The 18,400-nt window shown below is 69.7% G+C and carries 19 protein-coding genes; 11 read left to right on the top strand and 8 right to left on the bottom strand.

The window, feature by feature from the left end; genetic code table 11:
• Positions 1–75: 75 nt before the first annotated feature.
• A complete protein-coding gene (locus tag AAHF99_RS06420; RefSeq protein ID WP_342163242.1) occupies positions 76–789 on the bottom strand; it encodes a P-loop NTPase family protein in 714 nt (237 codons plus the stop codon).
• A gap of 104 nt (positions 790–893) precedes the next feature.
• On the opposite strand from AAHF99_RS06420, the gene purM reads away from it, so the two are divergent.
• A complete protein-coding gene (purM, locus tag AAHF99_RS06425; protein WP_342163243.1) occupies positions 894–1,958 on the top strand; it encodes a phosphoribosylformylglycinamidine cyclo-ligase in 1,065 nt (354 codons plus the stop codon).
• On the top strand, positions 1,955–2,608 hold the full coding sequence (gene purN / locus AAHF99_RS06430; protein WP_342163244.1) for a phosphoribosylglycinamide formyltransferase: 654 nt from the start codon (positions 1,955–1,957) through the stop codon (positions 2,606–2,608). Before purM ends, purN begins: the two co-directional genes overlap by 4 nt.
• Before the next feature lie 6 nt (positions 2,609–2,614).
• Here the strand turns inward: purN and AAHF99_RS06435 are convergent, their stop codons facing one another.
• Entirely contained in the window at positions 2,615–2,977 is a 363-nt protein-coding gene (locus tag AAHF99_RS06435) for a hypothetical protein (RefSeq protein ID WP_342163246.1), read from the bottom strand.
• A gap of 163 nt (positions 2,978–3,140) precedes the next feature.
• On the bottom strand, positions 3,141–3,563 hold the full coding sequence (gene ndk / locus AAHF99_RS06440; RefSeq protein ID WP_342163247.1) for a nucleoside-diphosphate kinase: 423 nt from the start codon (positions 3,561–3,563) through the stop codon (positions 3,141–3,143).
• Between the two features lie 302 nt (positions 3,564–3,865).
• Here ndk and AAHF99_RS06445 point away from each other — a divergent pair, with 302 nt between their 5' ends.
• On the top strand, positions 3,866–4,330 hold the full coding sequence (locus tag AAHF99_RS06445) for a DUF2147 domain-containing protein (protein ID WP_342163453.1): 465 nt from the start codon (positions 3,866–3,868) through the stop codon (positions 4,328–4,330).
• A 4-nt stretch (positions 4,331–4,334) separates the two neighbouring features.
• On the opposite strand, the gene AAHF99_RS06450 is transcribed toward AAHF99_RS06445, so the two are convergent.
• Positions 4,335–4,970, bottom strand: a complete 636-nt coding sequence (locus tag AAHF99_RS06450) for a glutathione S-transferase family protein (RefSeq protein ID WP_342163248.1) — start codon at positions 4,968–4,970, stop codon at positions 4,335–4,337.
• 211 nt (positions 4,971–5,181) lie between these two features.
• Between AAHF99_RS06450 and AAHF99_RS06455 the strand changes: the two genes are divergently transcribed.
• The 4 genes from AAHF99_RS06455 (at position 5,182) to AAHF99_RS06470 (ending at position 8,877) form a co-directional block, all read left to right on the top strand.
• Positions 5,182–5,463 carry a hypothetical protein gene (locus AAHF99_RS06455; protein ID WP_342163250.1) on the top strand — a complete coding sequence of 94 codons (282 nt, stop codon included), beginning with the start codon at positions 5,182–5,184 and terminating at the stop codon, positions 5,461–5,463.
• An 84-nt stretch (positions 5,464–5,547) separates the two neighbouring features.
• On the top strand, positions 5,548–7,581 hold the full coding sequence (locus AAHF99_RS06460; protein ID WP_342163251.1) for an FUSC family protein: 2,034 nt from the start codon (positions 5,548–5,550) through the stop codon (positions 7,579–7,581).
• Between the two features lie 22 nt (positions 7,582–7,603).
• On the top strand, positions 7,604–7,798 hold the full coding sequence (locus tag AAHF99_RS06465; RefSeq protein WP_342163253.1) for a DUF1656 domain-containing protein: 195 nt from the start codon (positions 7,604–7,606) through the stop codon (positions 7,796–7,798).
• The gene (locus AAHF99_RS06470) at positions 7,798–8,877 is read left to right on the top strand and encodes an HlyD family secretion protein (RefSeq protein ID WP_342163254.1); all 1,080 of its coding nucleotides are present in this window, start codon (positions 7,798–7,800) and stop codon (positions 8,875–8,877) included. Before AAHF99_RS06465 ends, AAHF99_RS06470 begins: the two co-directional genes overlap by 1 nt.
• A gap of 481 nt (positions 8,878–9,358) precedes the next feature.
• Here AAHF99_RS06470 and AAHF99_RS06475 read toward each other — a convergent pair whose 3' ends face one another.
• Positions 9,359–10,279, bottom strand: a complete 921-nt coding sequence (locus AAHF99_RS06475) for an alpha/beta fold hydrolase (RefSeq protein ID WP_342163255.1) — start codon at positions 10,277–10,279, stop codon at positions 9,359–9,361.
• A complete protein-coding gene (locus AAHF99_RS06480) occupies positions 10,276–10,815 on the bottom strand; it encodes a phasin family protein (RefSeq protein WP_342163256.1) in 540 nt (179 codons plus the stop codon). The genes AAHF99_RS06475 and AAHF99_RS06480 overlap by 4 nt, the downstream gene beginning before the upstream one ends.
• A 224-nt stretch (positions 10,816–11,039) precedes the next feature.
• On the opposite strand from AAHF99_RS06480, the gene AAHF99_RS06485 reads away from it, so the two are divergent.
• A complete protein-coding gene (locus AAHF99_RS06485; protein WP_342163257.1) occupies positions 11,040–12,686 on the top strand; it encodes an AMP-binding protein in 1,647 nt (548 codons plus the stop codon).
• A 3-nt stretch (positions 12,687–12,689) separates the two neighbouring features.
• Here the strand turns inward: AAHF99_RS06485 and AAHF99_RS06490 are convergent, their stop codons facing one another.
• Positions 12,690–12,911 (bottom strand): hypothetical protein, encoded by a 222-nt coding sequence (locus tag AAHF99_RS06490; RefSeq protein WP_342163258.1) that lies wholly within the window; start codon positions 12,909–12,911, stop codon positions 12,690–12,692.
• Positions 12,912–13,006: 95 nt separating this feature from the next.
• Between AAHF99_RS06490 and xseA the strand changes: the two genes are divergently transcribed.
• Positions 13,007–14,632: an exodeoxyribonuclease VII large subunit gene (gene xseA / locus AAHF99_RS06495; protein WP_342163259.1), complete on the top strand. Its 1,626-nt coding sequence runs from the start codon at positions 13,007–13,009 to the stop codon at positions 14,630–14,632.
• Here the strand turns inward: xseA and AAHF99_RS06500 are convergent.
• Positions 14,629–15,372, bottom strand: a complete 744-nt coding sequence (locus tag AAHF99_RS06500; protein ID WP_342163260.1) for a GNAT family N-acetyltransferase — start codon at positions 15,370–15,372, stop codon at positions 14,629–14,631. The two genes, xseA and AAHF99_RS06500, sit on opposite strands and share 4 nt — an antisense overlap.
• Before the next feature lie 60 nt (positions 15,373–15,432).
• On the opposite strand from AAHF99_RS06500, the gene AAHF99_RS06505 reads away from it, so the two are divergent.
• Positions 15,433–16,848, top strand: coding sequence for an alpha/beta hydrolase (locus AAHF99_RS06505; RefSeq protein WP_342163261.1), 1,416 nt, complete (start codon positions 15,433–15,435; stop codon positions 16,846–16,848).
• A complete protein-coding gene (locus tag AAHF99_RS06510; RefSeq protein WP_342163262.1) occupies positions 16,845–18,395 on the top strand; it encodes a GMC family oxidoreductase in 1,551 nt (516 codons plus the stop codon). Before AAHF99_RS06505 ends, AAHF99_RS06510 begins: the two co-directional genes overlap by 4 nt.
• Positions 18,396–18,400: the final 5 nt, after the last annotated feature.

An 18,400-nucleotide genomic window follows, 5' to 3' on the forward strand; every position in this document is an offset into this window, starting at 1 on the left:
CCGTGTCGTCTTCGTTCGGCGCCCCTTACCACCCGACCATCGCCGCCGTCACGACAGTTCGATGACAGTGCCAATTCAGGGCTCGGCATCCCCCGAACTCTCATCGAGCCCCATCCGCCGCAGCACCGCAACGGCCAGCGGCCGGCTGATCCGACGCCCACGTCCGAGGGCGTCGCGGTCGAGTTCGGCCACCACGTCCCGCGCCCGTCCGAGGGAGCGGTCGATGCGGAGGGCCACCGCCTCGATCACCCCGAGGTCCACGATCAATTGGCGGTCCACGAACAGCTTCACAAGGACGGCCCGCAGCAAAGCGTCGTCGGGTGCCTCGATGGCCGCGCCGGGCGCGAGCCGCAGGCGCGAGCGCAGGTCGGCGGTGGCGAGGCCGAGCGCGTCGATGGGCTTCGCGCTGGTGAGCAGCACCGGGCTCCCCCGCTCGCGGGCGAGGTTCAGCAGGTGGAAAAGGGAGGCCTCGTCGCGGCCCTCCGGCCGGTCGATGTCCTCGACCACGAGGGCGCCGTTCGAGGCGAGGTGCTGCACCCGGTCATGCGTCACCGCTGTGGCGGTCACGGTCCAAGCATGGGCGCGTTCGGCCCAGATCGCCGCGAGGTGGCTCTTGCCGCTCCCCGCCGGGCCGATGAGCACCAGCACCCGGTCGGGCCAGTTGGGCCACGCCTCGATCAGCCCGTAGGCGGCTTCGTTGGCATCGCCCACCAGGAAATCCTCGCGGCCGTAGCGGGGATCGAAGGGCAGGTCGAAGGTGAGTTGCCGGGGCGGAGCGTCGTTTGCCATGTGGCCCAAGGGTCGGCAGTCGGCCCCCTCAGGTCAAGACCGACTCGCGCGATGGCGCCTGACCCGCTAAGGCGGTGCCGCAATCAGTTCGGGATGGCGCTGGCATGACGGCGGACGGGAAAGGCCTCACCTACGCGCAGGCGGGCGTCGATATCGACGCCGGCAATGCCATGGTGGAGACGATCAAGCCTCTGGTTCGCTCGACCCGGCGGCCGGGCGCGGATGCGGAGATCGGCGGCTTCGGCGGCCTGTTTGACCTGAAGGCGGCGGGTTTTCGCGATCCGATCCTTGTCGCGGCCAACGACGGCGTCGGCACGAAGGTCAAGATCGCCATCGAGACGGGTAAGCACGACACGATCGGCATCGACCTCGTGGCGATGTGCGTGAACGACCTGATCGTGCAGGGCGCCGAGCCGCTGTTCTTCCTCGACTATTACGCCACGGGCAAGCTCGTGCCAGGTGTCGGCGCCGACATCGTGCGCGGCATCGCCGAGGGGTGCCGGCAGGCGGGCTGCGCGCTGATCGGCGGCGAGACTGCCGAAATGCCGGGCCTCTACGACGGCTCCGATTACGACCTCGCCGGCTTCTCCGTGGGCGCCGCCGAGCGCGGCACGCTTCTGCCGAAGCCCGGCATCGCCCCGGGTGACGTGGTGCTCGGCCTGCCCTCCTCGGGCGTGCATTCGAACGGCTATTCGCTCGTTCGCCGGATCGTGGCCCGCACCGGCCTCGGCTGGGACGCGCCCGCGCCGTTCGATCCCTCGCGCAGCCTCGGCGAGGCGCTGCTGGAGCCGACGAAGATCTACGTGAAGCCCCTGCTTGCGGCGCTGCGCGCGACGGACGGCATCAAGGCCCTCGCCCACATCACAGGCGGCGGCTTCCCCGACAACCTGCCCCGCGTGCTGCCCGACGCCATCGGCATCGAGGTCGATCTCGACGCGCTCACCCCGCCGCCGGTCTTCGGCTGGCTCGCCCGCGAGGGTGGCGTCGCGCAGGCCGAGATGCTCCGCACGTTCAATTGCGGAATCGGCATGGTCGTAGTCGCCGACGCCGCTTCCGAGGACGCGGTGACGAAGGCCCTCACCGAGGCCGGTGAGGCCCCGGTTCGCCTCGGGCGGATCACGCCGCGCGCCGCCGAGCCCGTGACCTTCACGGGCACGCTCGCCCTGTGACGGCGGCGGTGAAGAAGCTCCGCGTCGCGGTTCTCATTTCGGGGCGCGGTTCGAACATGGTCGCGCTCGCCGAGGCGGCCCGCGATCCGGCCTTCCCGGCGGAGATCGTCCTCGTCCTGGCGAACGATCCGAAAGCCGAGGGCTTGGCCCGTGCCGCCGCCCTCGGCATTCCGACGAAGGTCATCGATCACCGGGCCTATCCCGACCGGGCGAGCTTCGACGCGACCATCGACGCGGCTTTGCGGGAAGCAGGCACCGAGTTGGTCTGCCTCGCCGGCTTCATGCGGATCCTGACGGACGGGTTCGTGGAGGGCTGGGCGGGCCGGATGATCAACATCCACCCGTCCCTGCTGCCGCTGTTCAAGGGCACGCACACCCATGCGCAGGCCCTGGCCGCCGGAGTGCGGCTGCACGGCTGCACGGTGCATTTCGTGGTGCCGGAACTCGATGCCGGCCCCATCGTCGCCCAGGCGGCGGTGCCGGTGCGGCAGGGCGACGACCCCGACAGCCTCGCCGCGCGGGTCATCGTGCAGGAGCGCCGGCTCTATCCGGCGGCGCTCGCCCTCGTCGCGGGCGGACGGGCGCGCCTCGACGGCGGGCGCGTCGTGATCGACGACGCGCCGCCGGATGGCGTGCTGTTCAGTCTCTAGCGTGGATTAGACCGGGCGCTGCAGCTTGCAGGCGTCGAGGGCCGAGAGAGCCTTGGCGCGGGCGCTGTCGTTGAAGTAGCCGGTGACGCGGTAGGCATCGAGCTCGGACTCGTCGAGGCTGCGCAGGGTCTGCTTGGCGTAGCAGCCGCAGGGGCGATCCAGGGACGCCTCGGGGGCGCTGGTCATGCGGGCCTGCACGACGGCGCAGGCGTGGCGCACGCGGCCTTCGAGGTTGGCCTTGCTCGCAGTCTTGAGCGCCGGGTCGGGCTGGTACTGCTCGAACGGGGCCGACGAGCCGCTGGCGAGGGCGGCGGTGGCGCCGAGGGCGAGGAGGCCGGTCGCGGCCAGCAGGCGGAGGCGGGTCGTCATCGTATCGTGGTCCCAGGGCTCGGGGTGTTCTACCGAGTTCCCTGGTCGCCCCCGGACTCCGCGCCGTCAATGACGGGGCGGACACACCTTCCGGTCATCACGCGCAAGAGCCCGTTCCCGGATGGCGCCGGCGGGGCTGTGTGCCCCACCGGCCACCGTCACCTTACTTGGTGAGATCCGAATCCTGGAAGAACTGCGCGATCTCGAGCTTCGCGTTCTCGGCGCTGTCCGAACCGTGGACGGTGTTCTCGCCGACCGACTCGGCGAACTGCTTGCGGATGGTGCCCTCGGCGGCCTGGGCCGGGTTCGTGGCACCCATCACCTCACGGTACTTGGCGACGCCGTTCTCGCCTTCGAGCACCTGCACGACCACCGGGCCGGAGGTCATGAACTCCACGAGCTCGCCGAAGAACGGGCGCTCCTTGTGGACCTCGTAAAACTTTTCGGCCTGGGCCTTGGTCATCTGGATGCGGCGCTGGCCGACGATGCGGAGGCCCGCGCCCTCGATCACGGCGTTCACGGCGCCGGTGATGTTGCGGCGGGTCGCATCGGGCTTGAGGATCGAGAAGGTGCGCTCGGTGGCCATGGTCCGTGGTCTTTCTGTCGGGAATTCGGGCGGGAGATCGGGCGCACGAACCGGGTCCGCATCGCACCGCGGCCAAGGGGCCTTCTGCGAAATCCCCTCTCGCGCGAAATCCCTTGGGCGGCGGGCTTATAGCCCCGCGCAACCCCTGCCTCAACCCAGCGGGGCGGATTCGGAAAACCGGGGAAACGTGGCCTTGCCGCAACACGGCCAAGAATTCGCCCGATTGCGAGGGCTCCATTGCCGCATCGGGTCCGGCGCAACGCCGGGCCGTTCAGAATCCGGAGCTGCCCATGAAGCCGATCCTGCGCATCGCCCTCAGCCCCGCTTTCCTCCTGGCCGGCCTCGGCGCCGTCCAGGCCGAGACGCCCCGCGATCCCTCCGGCACCTGGCTGACGGGTGACGGCCGCGCCAAGATCCAGATCGACCGCTGCGGCGCGAACGCGTCCCATGTCTGCGGCAAGGTCGTGTGGCTCAAGGTGCCGACCACGGATACCGGCGCCCCGCGCACCGACATCAAGAACCCGGACCCGAAGAAGCGCGCCCGCCCGGTGATCGGCCTTCAGCTGATCGAGGGCCTGCGGCCGGAGGACGGCAAGTTCGCGGGCCAGATCTACAATGTCGAGGAGGGCAAGACCTACGACGTGAGCGTGGAGCGCGAGAGCGAATCCGAACTCAGCGTCTCGGGCTGCCTCTTGAAGGTGCTCTGCGGCTCGCAGACCTGGACGCGTGTGCCTGGCGTGAACCAGCAGGCGTCGAACAAGAACTGACCGCCTAGACCGCGGCGAGGCCCCGTTGCACGGCGGGCCTCGCCAGCACCCGCTCGAGCCACCGGGCGACGTTCGGCAGGGTGCCGATGTCCACACCCTGCTTGAAGTTGAGCTTGGCCCACGTCACCGTCGCGATGTCGGCGATGGAGAACTGGTCCGCGATGTACTCGCGGCCTTCGAGACGCCGTTCCAGCACGCCGTAGAGCCGCTTGGCCTCGGCGGTGAAGCGCTCGATGGCGTAGGGCACCTTTTCCGGCGCGTAGATGGTGAAATGGTGCGTCTGTCCGAGCATCGGCCCGAACCCTGCCACCTGCCAGAACAGCCACTCGTCCACCGCCACCCGCGCGCGCTCGTCGGCCGGGTAGAGCTTCCCGGTCTTGCGGCCGAGATACTGCAGGATCGCCCCCGATTCGAAGACGGTGATCGGCTGGCCGCCGGGGCCTTCGGGATCGACGATGGCCGGGATCTTGTTGTTGGGTGAGATCGCCAGGAAGTCGGGCGCGAACTGCTCGTTCTTCGCGATGTTCACGGGCACGATCCGATAGGGGAGCTCGCACTCCTCCAGCATGATCGGAACCTTCCAACCGTTCGGCGTGCTCCACGTGTGCACGTCGATCGGCCGGGCGTTGACCGCTGCCATCAATCGCTTCCCTTCAGGCAATCCCAGACGGACCCTGTGCGGCTGCGAATGAAGACGATTTTGCCCCGCCGCTCAAGCCACACGCCCAGATTGTCTCACGCCTTCGTGAGGGGACGATCCTGTGCGCAACGCCGGTTCGCGCTCGACCGGCGGGCGGTCGCCATGCCCCGCTCCGGTCGCCGCCCGTGTCGGCGGTGATCAGGACGCTACGATGAACGACCGTCTGTTCAGGGCTGCGTGTCTCGCCCTGTCCCTCGCCGCCGCCCCGGCGGCTTTCGCCAAGGAGCCCGCCCCCGCCGAGACCGCGCCGTCCGCCAAGGCGCCGTCTGCTAAGGCGCCGAGCGCCGGACAGGCCGCCGCCCGCGAGCGGCAGAAGACCTGTGGCACCGAATGGCGCGCCCTCACCGACGCCCAGAAGGCGACCGAGGGGCCGAAGTGGCCGCAATTCTGGAGCAAGTGCAACAAGCGGCTGAAGGGCCACGACAAGGCCTGACCGGCTGCGGCGGCGCTGCCGTGAAACTCCGGTGACTGCGCGCGCGTTGATGCCCGCCTAACGGCTCAGCTGGAGTGTGGGACGATGAACGCGCGGCTCGACAGTGCCGCGCCGGCCGGTGGCTCCCGCCTCGACCGGCTGATCGATGCCGTCGATCAATACGTGCCCAGGCTTCCGGCCTGGGCTTTCGCGACGCGAATCTGGCTGGCGATGATGCTGGCCCTCGGGGTCGCCTTCTGGCTGCAGCTGGAAAGCGCCTCCTCGGCCGCGACCTGCGTGGCGATTCTCGCCCAACCCAAACGCGGACAGGCCTTGTCGAAGGCGGTCTACCGCCTCGTCGGCACGCTGATCGGCGCGGCCGTCTCCATCGTCTTCATCGCCCTGTTCGGTCAGGACCGGGTGCTGCTCCTCACCTCGGTCGCGGTCTGGCTCGGCCTCTGCGTGCTCGTCGCGCAATACCTGCAGGATACCCGCGCCTACGGGGCCATGCTCTCCGGCTACACGGTCGGTATCGTGGCGCTGGCGCAGATCGATACGCCGCAGGACACGTTCGACGCCGCGACCGCGCGCGTGGCGGCCATCGTCATCGGCATCGTCGCGATCACCTTCATCAACGATGCCCTCGCCTCCCCGAGCACGTGGCGTTCCCTCTTGCCGACGCTCACGTCGGCCTGGGACGCCACCCGCGCCTACGCGAAGGAGACGCTGGAGAAGGGCGATCTCGGCGTCGTCCGCACGGCGGCGCTGATCCGCCAGATCGCGCCCATGCGCGCCGATGCCAGCGCCATCGCCGGGGAACTCGATGACGGGCCCTTCCGGGCGGCTGGGTCGCGAAGCTGCATCGCGGCGCTCTATGCCATGGCGGCGGCGATCCGCACCGTCGCAGCGGCGGCGGCACATCTGCGCGAGCCGTCGCCGGCCGTCGAGGAAGCACTCGCCATCTGCCGCCGCATCGCCGCCGGGCCCGATCCGGCACGGCTCGACGCGGAGGACGAACGCCTGCGCGAACTGATCGATGAGGCGATCCGCGATGCCGACCGCCCCATCGACGAGATCGTCGTGCTTCAGCGCGCCCTCGATTTCGCCTGCGCGGCGACCTTCGCCCTGGACGGGCTGAAGGCGCTCGCCGACGGACACGAACCCCTCCGCGATGCGCGCCTGCCGACCCACCGCGACTTCCCCGTGGCGGCGCGTGGCGCGATGCGGGTGGTGATCGGCTTTGCCGTCACGGCGGCGAGCTTCGTGGCCTTGGGCTTGCCGCAGGCCTCCTTCGCCCTCGTGCAGGTCGCGGCGACCTCCTCGCTCTCGTCGGTGACGCCGGACCCGAAGAAGTTCGCCAACGGCGTGATGATCGGCATGACGCTCGCCGCGACCTTCGCCGGCATCGCCCGCTTCACCCTGCTGAACGGCGTCCAGGGTTTTCCGATGCTGGCCATGGTGATGGCGCCGGTCATCTATCTCGGCTGCTTCCTGTCGCTGAATCAAAAAACCTTCGGTATCGGCTTCATCCTGATCGTGTTCTTCCCCGTCCTGCTCAGCCCCTCGAACCCGCAGGATTACGATGCCCTCACCTTCCTGCTGAACGGCTTCCTCGTCCTCGTGGCGGCGGTGATCCTCGGCGTGGTGGTGCGGCTCGTCCTGCCGGTGAACAATGCGCAGCAGCGGGTCTTCGCCCTCGATTCCGCCAAGCGGTCCCTGGCCGATGCCCTGCTCGGCGAGGGCGGCGACGCCACGACCCGCACCAGCCTGAATGCCGACCGCCTCTTCCAGTTCGCGGGCTACAGTTCCGGCAACAGCGCCGTGCGCAAGGCGAACCTCAGCCACGCCTTCGCCCTGGCCCGGCTCGAAGCGGCGGCGGCGCGGGCGCATGCGGAATTGCGCGCCCTGTGGCAAATCGAGCCCCTGCGGGCTGTGATCCCCGGCACCCGCAACGCTTTGGCACGCGGCGACGACCGTGCCCTGGAGTTATCCGCGCAGGCCCTGCTCGGCAGCGCGCGGGGCGAAGACCGGGGCGTGCGGCTCCTGACCGCGCGGGCGGTGAGCGATCTCGTCAGCGCGGCTCGAACCATTGCGCACCATCGACGCTTTCTACAGCGGCTCGATATCGCTCCGTTCTGAGATAGAGGCAGCAAGACTGGTCATGCACGAGGATATCCACTTCGGCGGGGTCCTGATCTCGTCCTTCGTGGGTTACGCCCTCGTCGCCTTCGCTATTCTGCTCGCGCTCCGTTTCGTCTTCGCCCGCATCCGGCTCAGCCGCTACGTCGCGAACGCTCCCCTCGCCGAGGCCGGCATCTATGTCTGCGTCCTCGCCCTGCTGATTGCCCTGACCTGATGCCGCAGACCACCGCAGACGAGGACGATCCCAAGAAGGTCGCGCCGGCCGAGTTGGAGGACGGGAAATCCGCGCCGCCACCGGTCGAACCGCCCGCCACGCATGCGCGCTTTACGAAGGCCACCGGGCGCAGCCGGGCGGCGAAGGTGTTCCGCTTCGCCGCGACAGGGCTGATCCTGATCGTCGCCTTCGTGGCGGCGGCCTTCGTCTGGCAATTCTACGTCGAGGCTCCCTGGACCCGCGACGGGCGGGTGCGCGTGCAGGTCGCCAACATCGCCCCGCAGGTCTCCGGCCAGATCGTCGCCGTGAAGGTGGCGGACAACCAGAACGTGAAGAAGGGCGACATCCTCTACGTCATCGACCCTATCGACTTTCAGGTCGCCGTGTCGTCGGCCGATGCCGAGGTGAAGAACCGCGAGGCCGACCTCTCGGTGAAGAGCGCCCAGGCCGCGCGGCGCGAAGCGCTGTCCACCGTCTCGACCTCCATCGAGGAGAAGCAGATCTACGCCGGCAACGCCAAGATCGCTTCGGCGGCTCTTGAGGCGGCACAGGCGCAGCTGAGGCAGGCCAAAGTCAATCTGGAGCGCACGCAGGTCCGCTCTACCGTGAACGGGCGCGTCACCAACCTGCTCATGCGGGTCGGCGATTATGCCCGCAGCGGCAGCTCGAACGTCAACGTCGTCGATACCGATTCCTACTGGATCGACGGGTATTTCGAGGAGACGAAGATGCGCAACATCCAGGTCGGCGCCTCGGCCGATGTGGCGCTGATGGGCTATCCGCAGCACTTGAACGGCACGGTCGCGAGCATCACGCTCGGCATCTCCACCGCCAACGCCACCGCGAGCACGCAGGGCCTGCCGGACGTCAACCCGGTCTACACCTGGGTGCGCCTCGCCCAGCGCGTGCCGGTCCGCATCAAAATCGACCGCGTGCCGCCGGAGGTCCCCCTGGTGGCGGGCATGACCGCGACGGTGGTGGTGGGCGACGGACGCGCCACCCCCCCGACCTGGTTCATGGATCTCCGCGACCGCATCGCCGGCAAACCCGAGACGACGGTCGAAGCCCAGCGGCAGTAGAGGACGGGACCGTTCAATTGCGGACTAAACAATCGGCATCATGCTGTGCATCACTTAAGCCTGACGGTTTCTTAAGGTCGTACGAAAGCGAAGACGGCTTCATTTTTCGAGTTGACGAGGTCGTGGGACGGGCGCAGTCTCTTCCAGTGCTTCGCGGATGCGGGCACGCGTCATCCGTTACCAAGCGGATAGTGCGGATGACCAGGGAATTACTCGCAACGAGCTGAAGGAGACTGGCATGACTCCACCTCAGCAGGATGCCGCCTTGATGGGCGCGGGACCGTTCGGCCCGTAACCTAGCGGCCTTTCGACGGATAACCGGACGGGAGCGGCCCCAGGGGCATGGAAGCGGCCTTCCAGGCACGACTTCGAACACGCGAGACGCCCCACCTCAGCCCTCCCGCCACGGCTTTGCTCGTTTTGACCCAGGCTCGACTTGCCCGCGCGGCCTCGCCGCAGCGGGGTTTTTGCGCGGGCGACGTCAGACCGCCGGGCCCATCCAGTCCGTGACGATGCGGATCTGGTCGGGATCGAGGAGCGCGGGGGCGTGGCCGCAGCCGGGAATCTCGACGCGGTAGGTGCGCGGGCCGCGCCGGGTCATCTCGTCGGCCGTCTCGCGCAGGAGCAGGTCCGACTCGACCCCGCGCAGCAGCAGCACGGGACAGGTGATCGCGTCCCAGTCGCGCCACATGCTCACGCTGTAGACCCGGCCCGGCCGGAAGGCCTGCCCGATGGCGGGGTCGTAATGCGGCCGCCAGCCGCCGGTCGGCTCTGGGAAGAAGCTGTGAATGGCGATGTGGCGCCATTGCTCGTCGGTGAGCGGCCCGAACGCGCCGAGCACGATCCGCAGGCGCGATTCGCCGGAGGCGAGGTTGTGGTGCAGGCGCGGCGCGTCCCGCAGCCGGTCGCCGATATGGCGGATGGGCGCCCAGGGCAGAAACGGCCCGATGTCGTTGATGACGAGGCGGCGGATCGGCGTGTCCTGCGCCGAGGCCAGCACCATGCCGGTTAGGCCCCCGAGGGAGGTGCCGATCCAGTCGATCTCGCCCTTCAGATTGAGGTGGGCGATGAGCGCGGCCATGTCGGCGGCGTATTGCGGCAGGGCGTAGAGTTCGGGATCGCGCAGCCAGCCGGAGAGGCCTCGCCCCGGCAGGTCCGGGCAGATCACCCGGTAGCCCATCTTGGCGAGCGCGAAGGCGAGCTGGTCGAAGTCCCGCCCCTGCCGGCTCAGGCCGTGAACGCAGATGATGACGCGGCGGCTCTCCGGATCGCCCCAATCGACATAGGCGATGCGGTGGAAGTCCTTCGGCGCGTAGGCGAGGAAATGCCCCGTGCGGAACGGGACATCGGCTTCGCTCAGTTCATCGAGCCGCAGCGGGCGGCTCCGCAGCAGCGTCGTCACCGCGTTTCGGCGCGGATGGCGGCCTCACGCGCGAGGCGTGACGTGGTCTGGTGCAGATCGACCACCTGATCGGTGATCCGCCGCGACTGGTCCTGCATGAAGGAGACCTGCAATTGCAGCATCTCGCGCGGATCGGAGGTGGAGGCGAGCTGTTCGGCGAAGTCGAGGGAGGCGCGCACGTTCGTGTCGGACGCGACGAGCATGCGGTGGCCGATCTCGCGCATGGCGAAGAGCATATGGCTCGCGTTGTCCTCGAAGGCGTTGTAGAGGCGCGCGCCGGCCGATTCCCACTGCTCCCGCGCCTTGCGGGCGCCCGCGACGTTGCTGTCGGTGAGCTGCGTCGCCGCCTCGCGGGTCGAGCCCGCCACCTGCTTCCAGCCCTCGAAGGCCTGGGCCATGGAGGCTTCGAAGGCGTTCAGCGCCTGCTCGCCGGCATGGGCGTAGCGCTCGTAGGCCTCGCGGGCCTTGGCGACCGCGCTTTCCGCCATCTCGCGGCGCATCGCATCCGATGGGGCCGGTAGGTTGTCGTTGTTCACGTTCGGCTCCCGCGCGCGACGAAGCCGGTTCGCCCCGGCAGCGTGGCATTTTACACGACGGCGTATCCCGTCAACCGCATCGCGGTGACGGCAGCCCGCGACTCGTTACGGAGGAGGCAGCCTATTCGATCCCGCCGCCCCGCGCGATTGACAGCGGAGCCACCCTCGAAATCATGGCGCCAAGGGGCGAACGCCACGCCCGCCGCCTGACCGAGAGGGCCGTCATGACGGACACCCCGATGCCGCCAGCCGGCGGGGCCGCGCACCGCTTCGAAGCGGGGCTGGAACGCAGGGCGGCGAATTATGTGTCCCTGACGCCGGTGAGCCTGCTCGCCCGCGCGGCGGCGGCCTTCGGTGCCCGCGTCGCGGTGATCGACGGCGAGCGCCGCCTCACCTACGCCGCCCTCTACGCGCGCTGCCGCCGCCTCGCCTCCTCGCTCGCCGCGCGGGGGATCGGGCGCCTCGACACGGTGGCGATCCTGGCCTCCAACATTCCCGAGATGGTCGAAGCGCATTTCGCCGTGCCGATGCTCGGCGCGGTGCTGAACCCGCTCAACACCCGCCTCGACCCGGCGACCATCGCCTTCTCCCTCCGGCACGGCGGCGCGCGGGTGCTGATCGTCGAGGAGGCCCATGCGCCGCTGGCCGCGAAGGCGTTGGCCGCGATGGAGGCGCGGCCCCTCGTCATCACTATCGGCGAGACGGGGATCGCGGGCGCACTCCCCTACGAAGCGCTGATCGAGGCGGGCGACCCCGCCCATGCCTGGGCGCCGCCTGACGACGAGTGGCAATCGCTGTGCCTGCTCTACACCTCCGGCACGACGGGCGATCCGAAGGGCGCCGTCTACAGCCATCGCGGCGCCTATCTCCAGGCGCTCGGCAACGCCGTGACCTTCGGGCTGTCGGGCGAGAGCGTGTATCTCTGGACCTTGCCGATGTTCCATTGCAGCGGCTGGTCCTACCCCTGGGCCTGCGTGGCGGCGGGCGCGACGCAGGTCTGCCTGCGCAAGGTCGAGCCGGCGGACATCTTCCGGCTGATCGCAGAGCACGGGGTGACGCATCTGTGCGGCGCGCCCATCGTCCTGTCGATGATCGCCCATGCCCCCGCGCACGAGCGGAGGGACTTCCCCCAGACGGTGCGCTGCGCGGTCGGCGGCGCGGCACCCTCGTCCACCATCATCCGCACGATGGAGGAGATGGGCTTCCGCATCACCCACCTGTACGGGGCGACGGAGAGCTACGGCCCGGCCACCGCCTGCCTCGCCCAGCCCGACTGGGCCGAATTGACCGACGAGGAACGCTACCAGCGCATGGCGCGCCAAGGCGTGGCGCTGGCGACCCTCGATGGCGTCATCGTCACCGATCCCGAGACGGGGGAGCCCGTGCCGCAGGATGGCAGCCGGATCGGCGAGATCCGCCTGCGCGGCAACACGATCATGAAGGGCTATCTCGGCAACCCCTCCGCCACGGAGAAGGCGCTGGCCGGCGGCTGGTACGCCACGGGCGACCTCGCCGTCTGGCACGCGGACGGCGCCGTCGAGATCAAGGACCGCTCGAAGGACATCATCATCTCGGGCGGCGAGAACATCTCCAGCCTGGAGGTGGAGGAGGTGCTGATGCGCCACCCTTCGGTGATGCTTGCCGCCGTGGTCGCCCGGCCCGATGCGACCTGGGGCGAGACGCCCTGCGCCTTCCTCGAAGCCAAGCCCGGCAGCGAGGTGCCGAGCCAGGAGACGATCATCGCCTTCTGCCGCGAGCGCATGGCCCGCTACAAGGTGCCGAAGACGGTGGTGTTCGGCCACCTGCCGAAGACCTCGACGGGTAAGATCCAGAAGTTCGTTCTCCGGGACCGGGCGCGGGAGATCGGCTGAGGGTTATTCCTTCTCCTTCACCCGCCGGCATTCGGTCTTGAGGTAGGCGGTCTTGCCGATATCCTCGCGCAGGTCGGTGCGGGCGATGATCTCCTGCCAGCCGGTGGCGCAGCCGAGTTCGTTCGCGACCCGCACCTTGCGGACTTCGAGCGCCTGTGCGTCGGTGCAGGCTTCCTGAGCGATCCCGTTGGCGCAGACCAGCACCACTGCGATGAAGGCGTTCATGGCGTTCCGTCCCCTTGTTGCTCCGGGTGTACATGCTCCCGCAGGGGCCGGTTTCCATCTTTACCGGCACGCCGCGTCCGCCTAGCGTCGTCGCGATGCCCCTGGTCCCCCCTCCCCGCTCCAAGGCCCCGCTGCCCGCGGCGGATGTACCGTCCTCCGCGATCCTAGCCGGCAACCAGCCGGAGTGGACGGTTGGCGAGCTCTCGACGAAGCTGAAGCAAACCCTGGAAGATCGCTTCGGCCACGTTCGCCTCCGGGGTGAGATCTCCGGATTCCGGGGCGTGCACGGCTCTGGCCATGCCTATTTCTCCCTGAAGGATGGGCAGGCCAAGATTGATGCGGTGGTGTGGAAGGGCGTCTATGGCCGCCTCCGTCAGAAGCCGCAGGAAGGGCTGGAAGTCGTCGCGACGGGGAAGATCACGACCTTTCCCGGCAAGTCCTCCTACCAGATCGTCATCGACAGCCTGGAGCCCGCCGGGCTCGGCGCGTGGATGGCGCTGCTGGAAGAGCGGCGGAAGATGCTCGCCGCCGAGGGCCTGTTCCTCCCCGAGCACCGCAAGCCTATCCCGTTCCTGCCGAACGTCGTCGGCGTCGTCACCTCGCCGACCGGCGCGGTGATCCGCGATATCCTCCACCGGTTGCAGGACCGCTTCCCCCGCCCGGTCCTCGTCTGGCCGGTGCGCGTGCAGGGCGACGGCGCCGCCGAGGAGGTCGCCGCCGCGATCAGGGGATTCAACGCCCTGACGCCCGGCGGACCCATCCCCCGACCCGATCTGCTGATCGTCGCGCGTGGCGGCGGCTCGATCGAGGACCTGTGGGCGTTCAACGAGGAATGCGTCGTCCGCGCCGCCTTCGAGAGCGTCATCCCGCTGATTTCGGCGGTGGGCCACGAGACCGACACGACGCTGATCGACCACGTCGCCGACCGCCGCGCGCCGACGCCGACCGGCGCGGCCGAGATGGCGGTGCCGGTGCGCGCCGACCTCATCGCCACGGTGGCGGATCTGGCGGCGCGGGGCGGAGGCGCCGTCCGCCGCCGGATCGAGCGCGACCGGGCGGACCTGCGTGGCCTCGTCCGCGCCATGCCCGGCCCCGACATGCTGCTCGCGGCCAAGCGTCAGCGGCTCGACCTCGCGGAGGCGCGCCTCGCTCCGGCGCTGGCAGCCGGTGCGGCCCGCCACCGGGTGAAGCTCCAGGCGCTCCTCGACCGGCTTGCCCGCCGCTCGCCGGAACTCGCCCTCGCCCAGGCCCGCGCCCGCCTAGACCGCATCGACGACCGCGCCCACCGGGCGCTGATCGTCGAGGTGCGCCGGAAGGAGGAGCAGGTCGCCCAATTCGGCCGTCGCCTCGTGCTGGCCAAGGAAACCAGCCTGGAGCGCGCCCGCGCCTTGGAGGCCCGCCGCCGGGATCGCCTGGCCGGGCTAACGGCGCGGCTCGTCCAGGCCGGGCGGCGCGACATCGAGCGCCGCCACAGCCGCCTGCAATCGCTGGCCGATCTGCTGGGCACCCTCAGCTATCGCTCCGTCCTCGACCGGGGCTTCGCCCTGGTCCGCGACGGCGACGGCCGCCCCCTGAAGCACGCCGAGGAGGCCGAGGCATCGACGCGCCTGACCCTGCAATTCGCGGACGGGACCGTCGAGGCCCTGCCCGCCAAGGGCAAGCGCCCGGCGTCGCGCGCGAAGAGCCCGAAGGCGAAGCAGGGGACGCTGTTCGACGCCTAATCCCGCACCCGGTAATGGTAGCGGTACAGCTCCCGCGTGAAGCCGAGGCCCTGGTAGAGGGTGATCGCCGCCGTATTGCTGTCCTCGACCTGTAGGCAGACGGCGCTGGCACCCGTTTCCGCGCCCCAGCGCATCAAGCCGGCCACCGCCGTCCGCGCGAAGCCATGCCGGCGCAGAGCCTTCGGCACGGCCACGGACTCGATCACGAGCAGCGCTCCGGCCCGGACGCCGAAGCAGATCGCGCCGATTCCGTCCGGCCCTTCCACCGACACGAAGGCGCGCGGCAACAGGATCGCCTCCGTCACCATGCGGAACGTCCGCGCCGTATCGGCATGATGGCCGCTTACGGCGTCGCGGATGGCCAGCCATTCCAGTGATGGGGCCGGCGCCACAGTGACGTCGGCTTCGGCGCAGTCGCCGAGATCGCGGTACAGGGTTCGGGTTTCGCCGATGGCACGGTAGCCCCTCCGTTCGAGATAGGGGAGCATCTGCGGAGCGATGGCGGGCACGCGGAAGATCGGTCGCTGCCCGAGCCCGGCATAGATGGCCTCGCTGGCCGTGATCGCCGCGTCTGGGTCGCCCGCCCCGCGCAGGGGATTGCAAGAGTTGATGCGCTTCGAGGATCCGCCCGCTGCGCGGAGCAGATAGCCATGGACGAGGGCGTGACGCGGGCTCGGCCACGCGTTCAGGCAGGCTTCTTCCACCTGCCAGCACAGATCATCCGTGGCTAATCCCGCCATTATCCATCCTGCGATGTCGCACCGACTTGAACTCGGTTAAGCTCGCGCGATGTCCGGCTCATGACCGGACGCCCCCCAGACACCCTGTTCTGCCTCCACTTTCTAGGCGGAAGTACCCGAAGCTGGGAGGCCCTCGGGCGCGCCCTCGACGGCACCGCACGCCTCGTCCCCATCGACCTGCCGGGCTTCGGCGCGGCGAGCGGCCAGTCGGGATACGGCATCGACGCCATGGCCGACGCCGTGACGGAGGCCATCGTCGCCGCCGCGCCGGGGTCGTTCCGCATCGCCGGCCACAGCATGGGCGCCAAGGTCGCCCTCGCCCTCGCCCGGCGTGCCGAAGACGGCGATGACCGGCTGGACGGGCTCTCTAGCCTCGTGCTGATCTCCGGCTCGCCGCCGAGCCCGGAGCCGATCCCCGAGGATCGCCGCACCAAGATGCTGGCCTGGATCGATTCCGACGACGAGACCCGCACGAAGGAGGCCCGCGCGTTCGTGCGCGCCAACGTCGCCGCGAAGCTCCCGGCCGAGGTCGAGGACCGGGCGGTCGAGGACGTGCTCCGCACCGCCCCCGCCGCCTGGAAGGCGTGGCTGACCTCCGGGTCGAACGAGGACCACTGCCGCCGGATCGGTACGCTGCGGATGCCCGCCCTCGTCCTCGCGGGATCGGAGGATGCCGATCTCGGCGCCGACGCCCAAGCGGCGCTGACCATGCCGCATCTGCCGAACGGACGGCTCGTCACGGTGGAAGGCGTCGCCCATCTGCTGCCGATGGAGAAGCCGGAGGAGCTGGCCCGACTGCTCCGCGAGCCGCTGTCCGCCTCCGTCGAGCCGAACACTTTCCCCGTTCCTGCCGATTACGATGCGCTGATCGCCTCCGACCGGGTGAATTCCCGCCTGCGCGAGACCCTTCGCCAGCGCGCCGAGCCCGACGATCCGGCCTACGCGCCGAAGGCGATGGATGCAGTGGAATTCGCCATCCTGCGGGCGGTCTTCGCGCGGGTGCTGCCCGTGCCGGGCCTCGACGTCGCGGCACGGCTCGATGCGCGGCTGGCCTCCGGTGGCGGCGACGGCTGGCGCTTCGTCGCCCTGCCGCCCGACGCGGAAGCCTATCGGGCCGCGCTCCGCACGCTCGATGCGGCATCGCGGGCCGCCCACGAACGCCCCTTCGTCGCGCTGGACGAGGCGGGGCAGGACGCGCTCCTGACCCTGGCGCAGAAGGGCGAACTGTCCGTACCGGATTCGCTCGGCGGCCTCCTCGATGCGGATCGGATGCGCTTCTGGTTCGAGGATGTGCGGGCGGACGCCGTGCGCCTCTATCTCGCCCATCCGGCGTCGCTCGCCAGCATCGGCTTCTCCGGGATCGGCGCGGGCGGCGACAGCCCCGAGCCCCTGGCTGCCGGCCTGCCGGGCTTCCACAAAACCGGCCTCGATTCCCCTGAAAGCTGGGAGCCCCGCTCCTCGGAGTCCGCACGATGAACCTCGATTCCATGCGGACTTACGCCGAGGGCGACACGGTCGATGTCGTGGTGATCGGCACCGGGGCCGGCGGTGCGCCCGTCATCGCCAAGCTGGCGGCGTCGGGCCTGTCGGTCGTCGCCCTGGAGGCAGGGCCGAACTTCCGGCCCGAAAAGTTCGCCTTCGACGAGACGCTGGCCGACGAAATCTACTGGACCGACGAGCGCCTGAGCGGCGGCTCGACGCCGGAGGCCTTCGGCGCCAACAACAGCGGCACCGGTGTCGGCGGCTCGACCCTTCACTGGGGCGCCTTCGTCCCCCGCGCCGATGCCCGCGACCTGCGCCTGTTCACGGAGAGCGGCGAGGGCGTCGACTGGCCGCTCGAACACGCCGACCTCGTGCCCTACTACGAGCGGGTCGAAGGCTTTCTCGGCGTGTCAGGCCCGCCGACCTATCCGTGGGATGCGGGGCGCCGCTATCCGCTGCCGCCGGTCCAGCGGAACGGCCCGGCCGACATTATGGCCGGCGCCTGCGACAGCCGGGGCATCCGTTGGGCGGATGCGCCCGCCGCTCTGGTCTCGCGCGAGTTCCAGTCCGAGGACGGACCCCTGCGCCATGGCTGCATCAATTGCGGCTTCTGCCATCAGGGCTGCCGCAACGGCGCCAAGGCGAGCATGGACGTGACCTACCTGCCGCTCGCGGTCGCGCACGGCGCCGAGATCCGGCCTGAATGCTTCGTCACCGGCTTCGAGCGCGGGGCCGACGGGCGGATCTCGGCGGTGATCTACAGCCATGAGGGCCGCGAAACGCGCCAGCGCTGCCGGGCGGTGTTTCTCAGCGCGGGCGCCGTCGAGACGCCGCGCCTGCTGCTGCACAACGACCTCGCCAACGGCAGCGGCCAGGTTGGGCGCAATTACATGGGCCATGTGGCGACGCAGGTCTGGGGCACCTTCGACCACGAGGTGCGGATGAACCGGGGCTACCCGTCCTCGCTCATCACCGAGGACTTCATCCGCGCCGAGGGAGCCGACTTCGCGGGCGGCTACCTAATCCAGAGCCTCGGCGTGGTGCCGCTCACCTTCGGCAACGCCGTCGCGCGCGGACGTGGCCTGTGGGGCAAGGCGCTCATCGACTATCTCGGCCGGTACAATCACCTCGCCGGAATCGGCATCAACGGCGAAACGCTGCCCTGCGATGCCAACGTGCTGACCCTGTCGGACGAGGTCGATGCGCGGGGGATGCGCAAGGCCCAGATCGACTTCGGCTACTCCACCAACGAGGAGCGGCTGAACGCCCACGCCACCAAGGTGATGCGCGACCTCTGGGAGGCAGCGGGTGCCAAGGACATCTGGGTGCTGGAGCGCGTGGCCCACACCATCGGCACCTGCAGGATGGGCCATGACGGCGATACGGCGGTGGTCGATGCGTTCGGCCGCAGCTTCGACATCGACAACCTCTGGATCAGCGACGGCTCGACCTTCCCAAGTTCGCTGGCGGCCAACCCCGCGCTGACGATCATGGCGCTGGCGTTGCGCAGCGCCGACCGGTTCCTCGCTGTCGGGCGATAAGGCCC

The organism is Methylobacterium litchii (assembly GCF_038442315.1).
Taxonomy (GTDB): Bacteria; Pseudomonadota; Alphaproteobacteria; order Rhizobiales; family Beijerinckiaceae; genus Methylobacterium; species Methylobacterium litchii.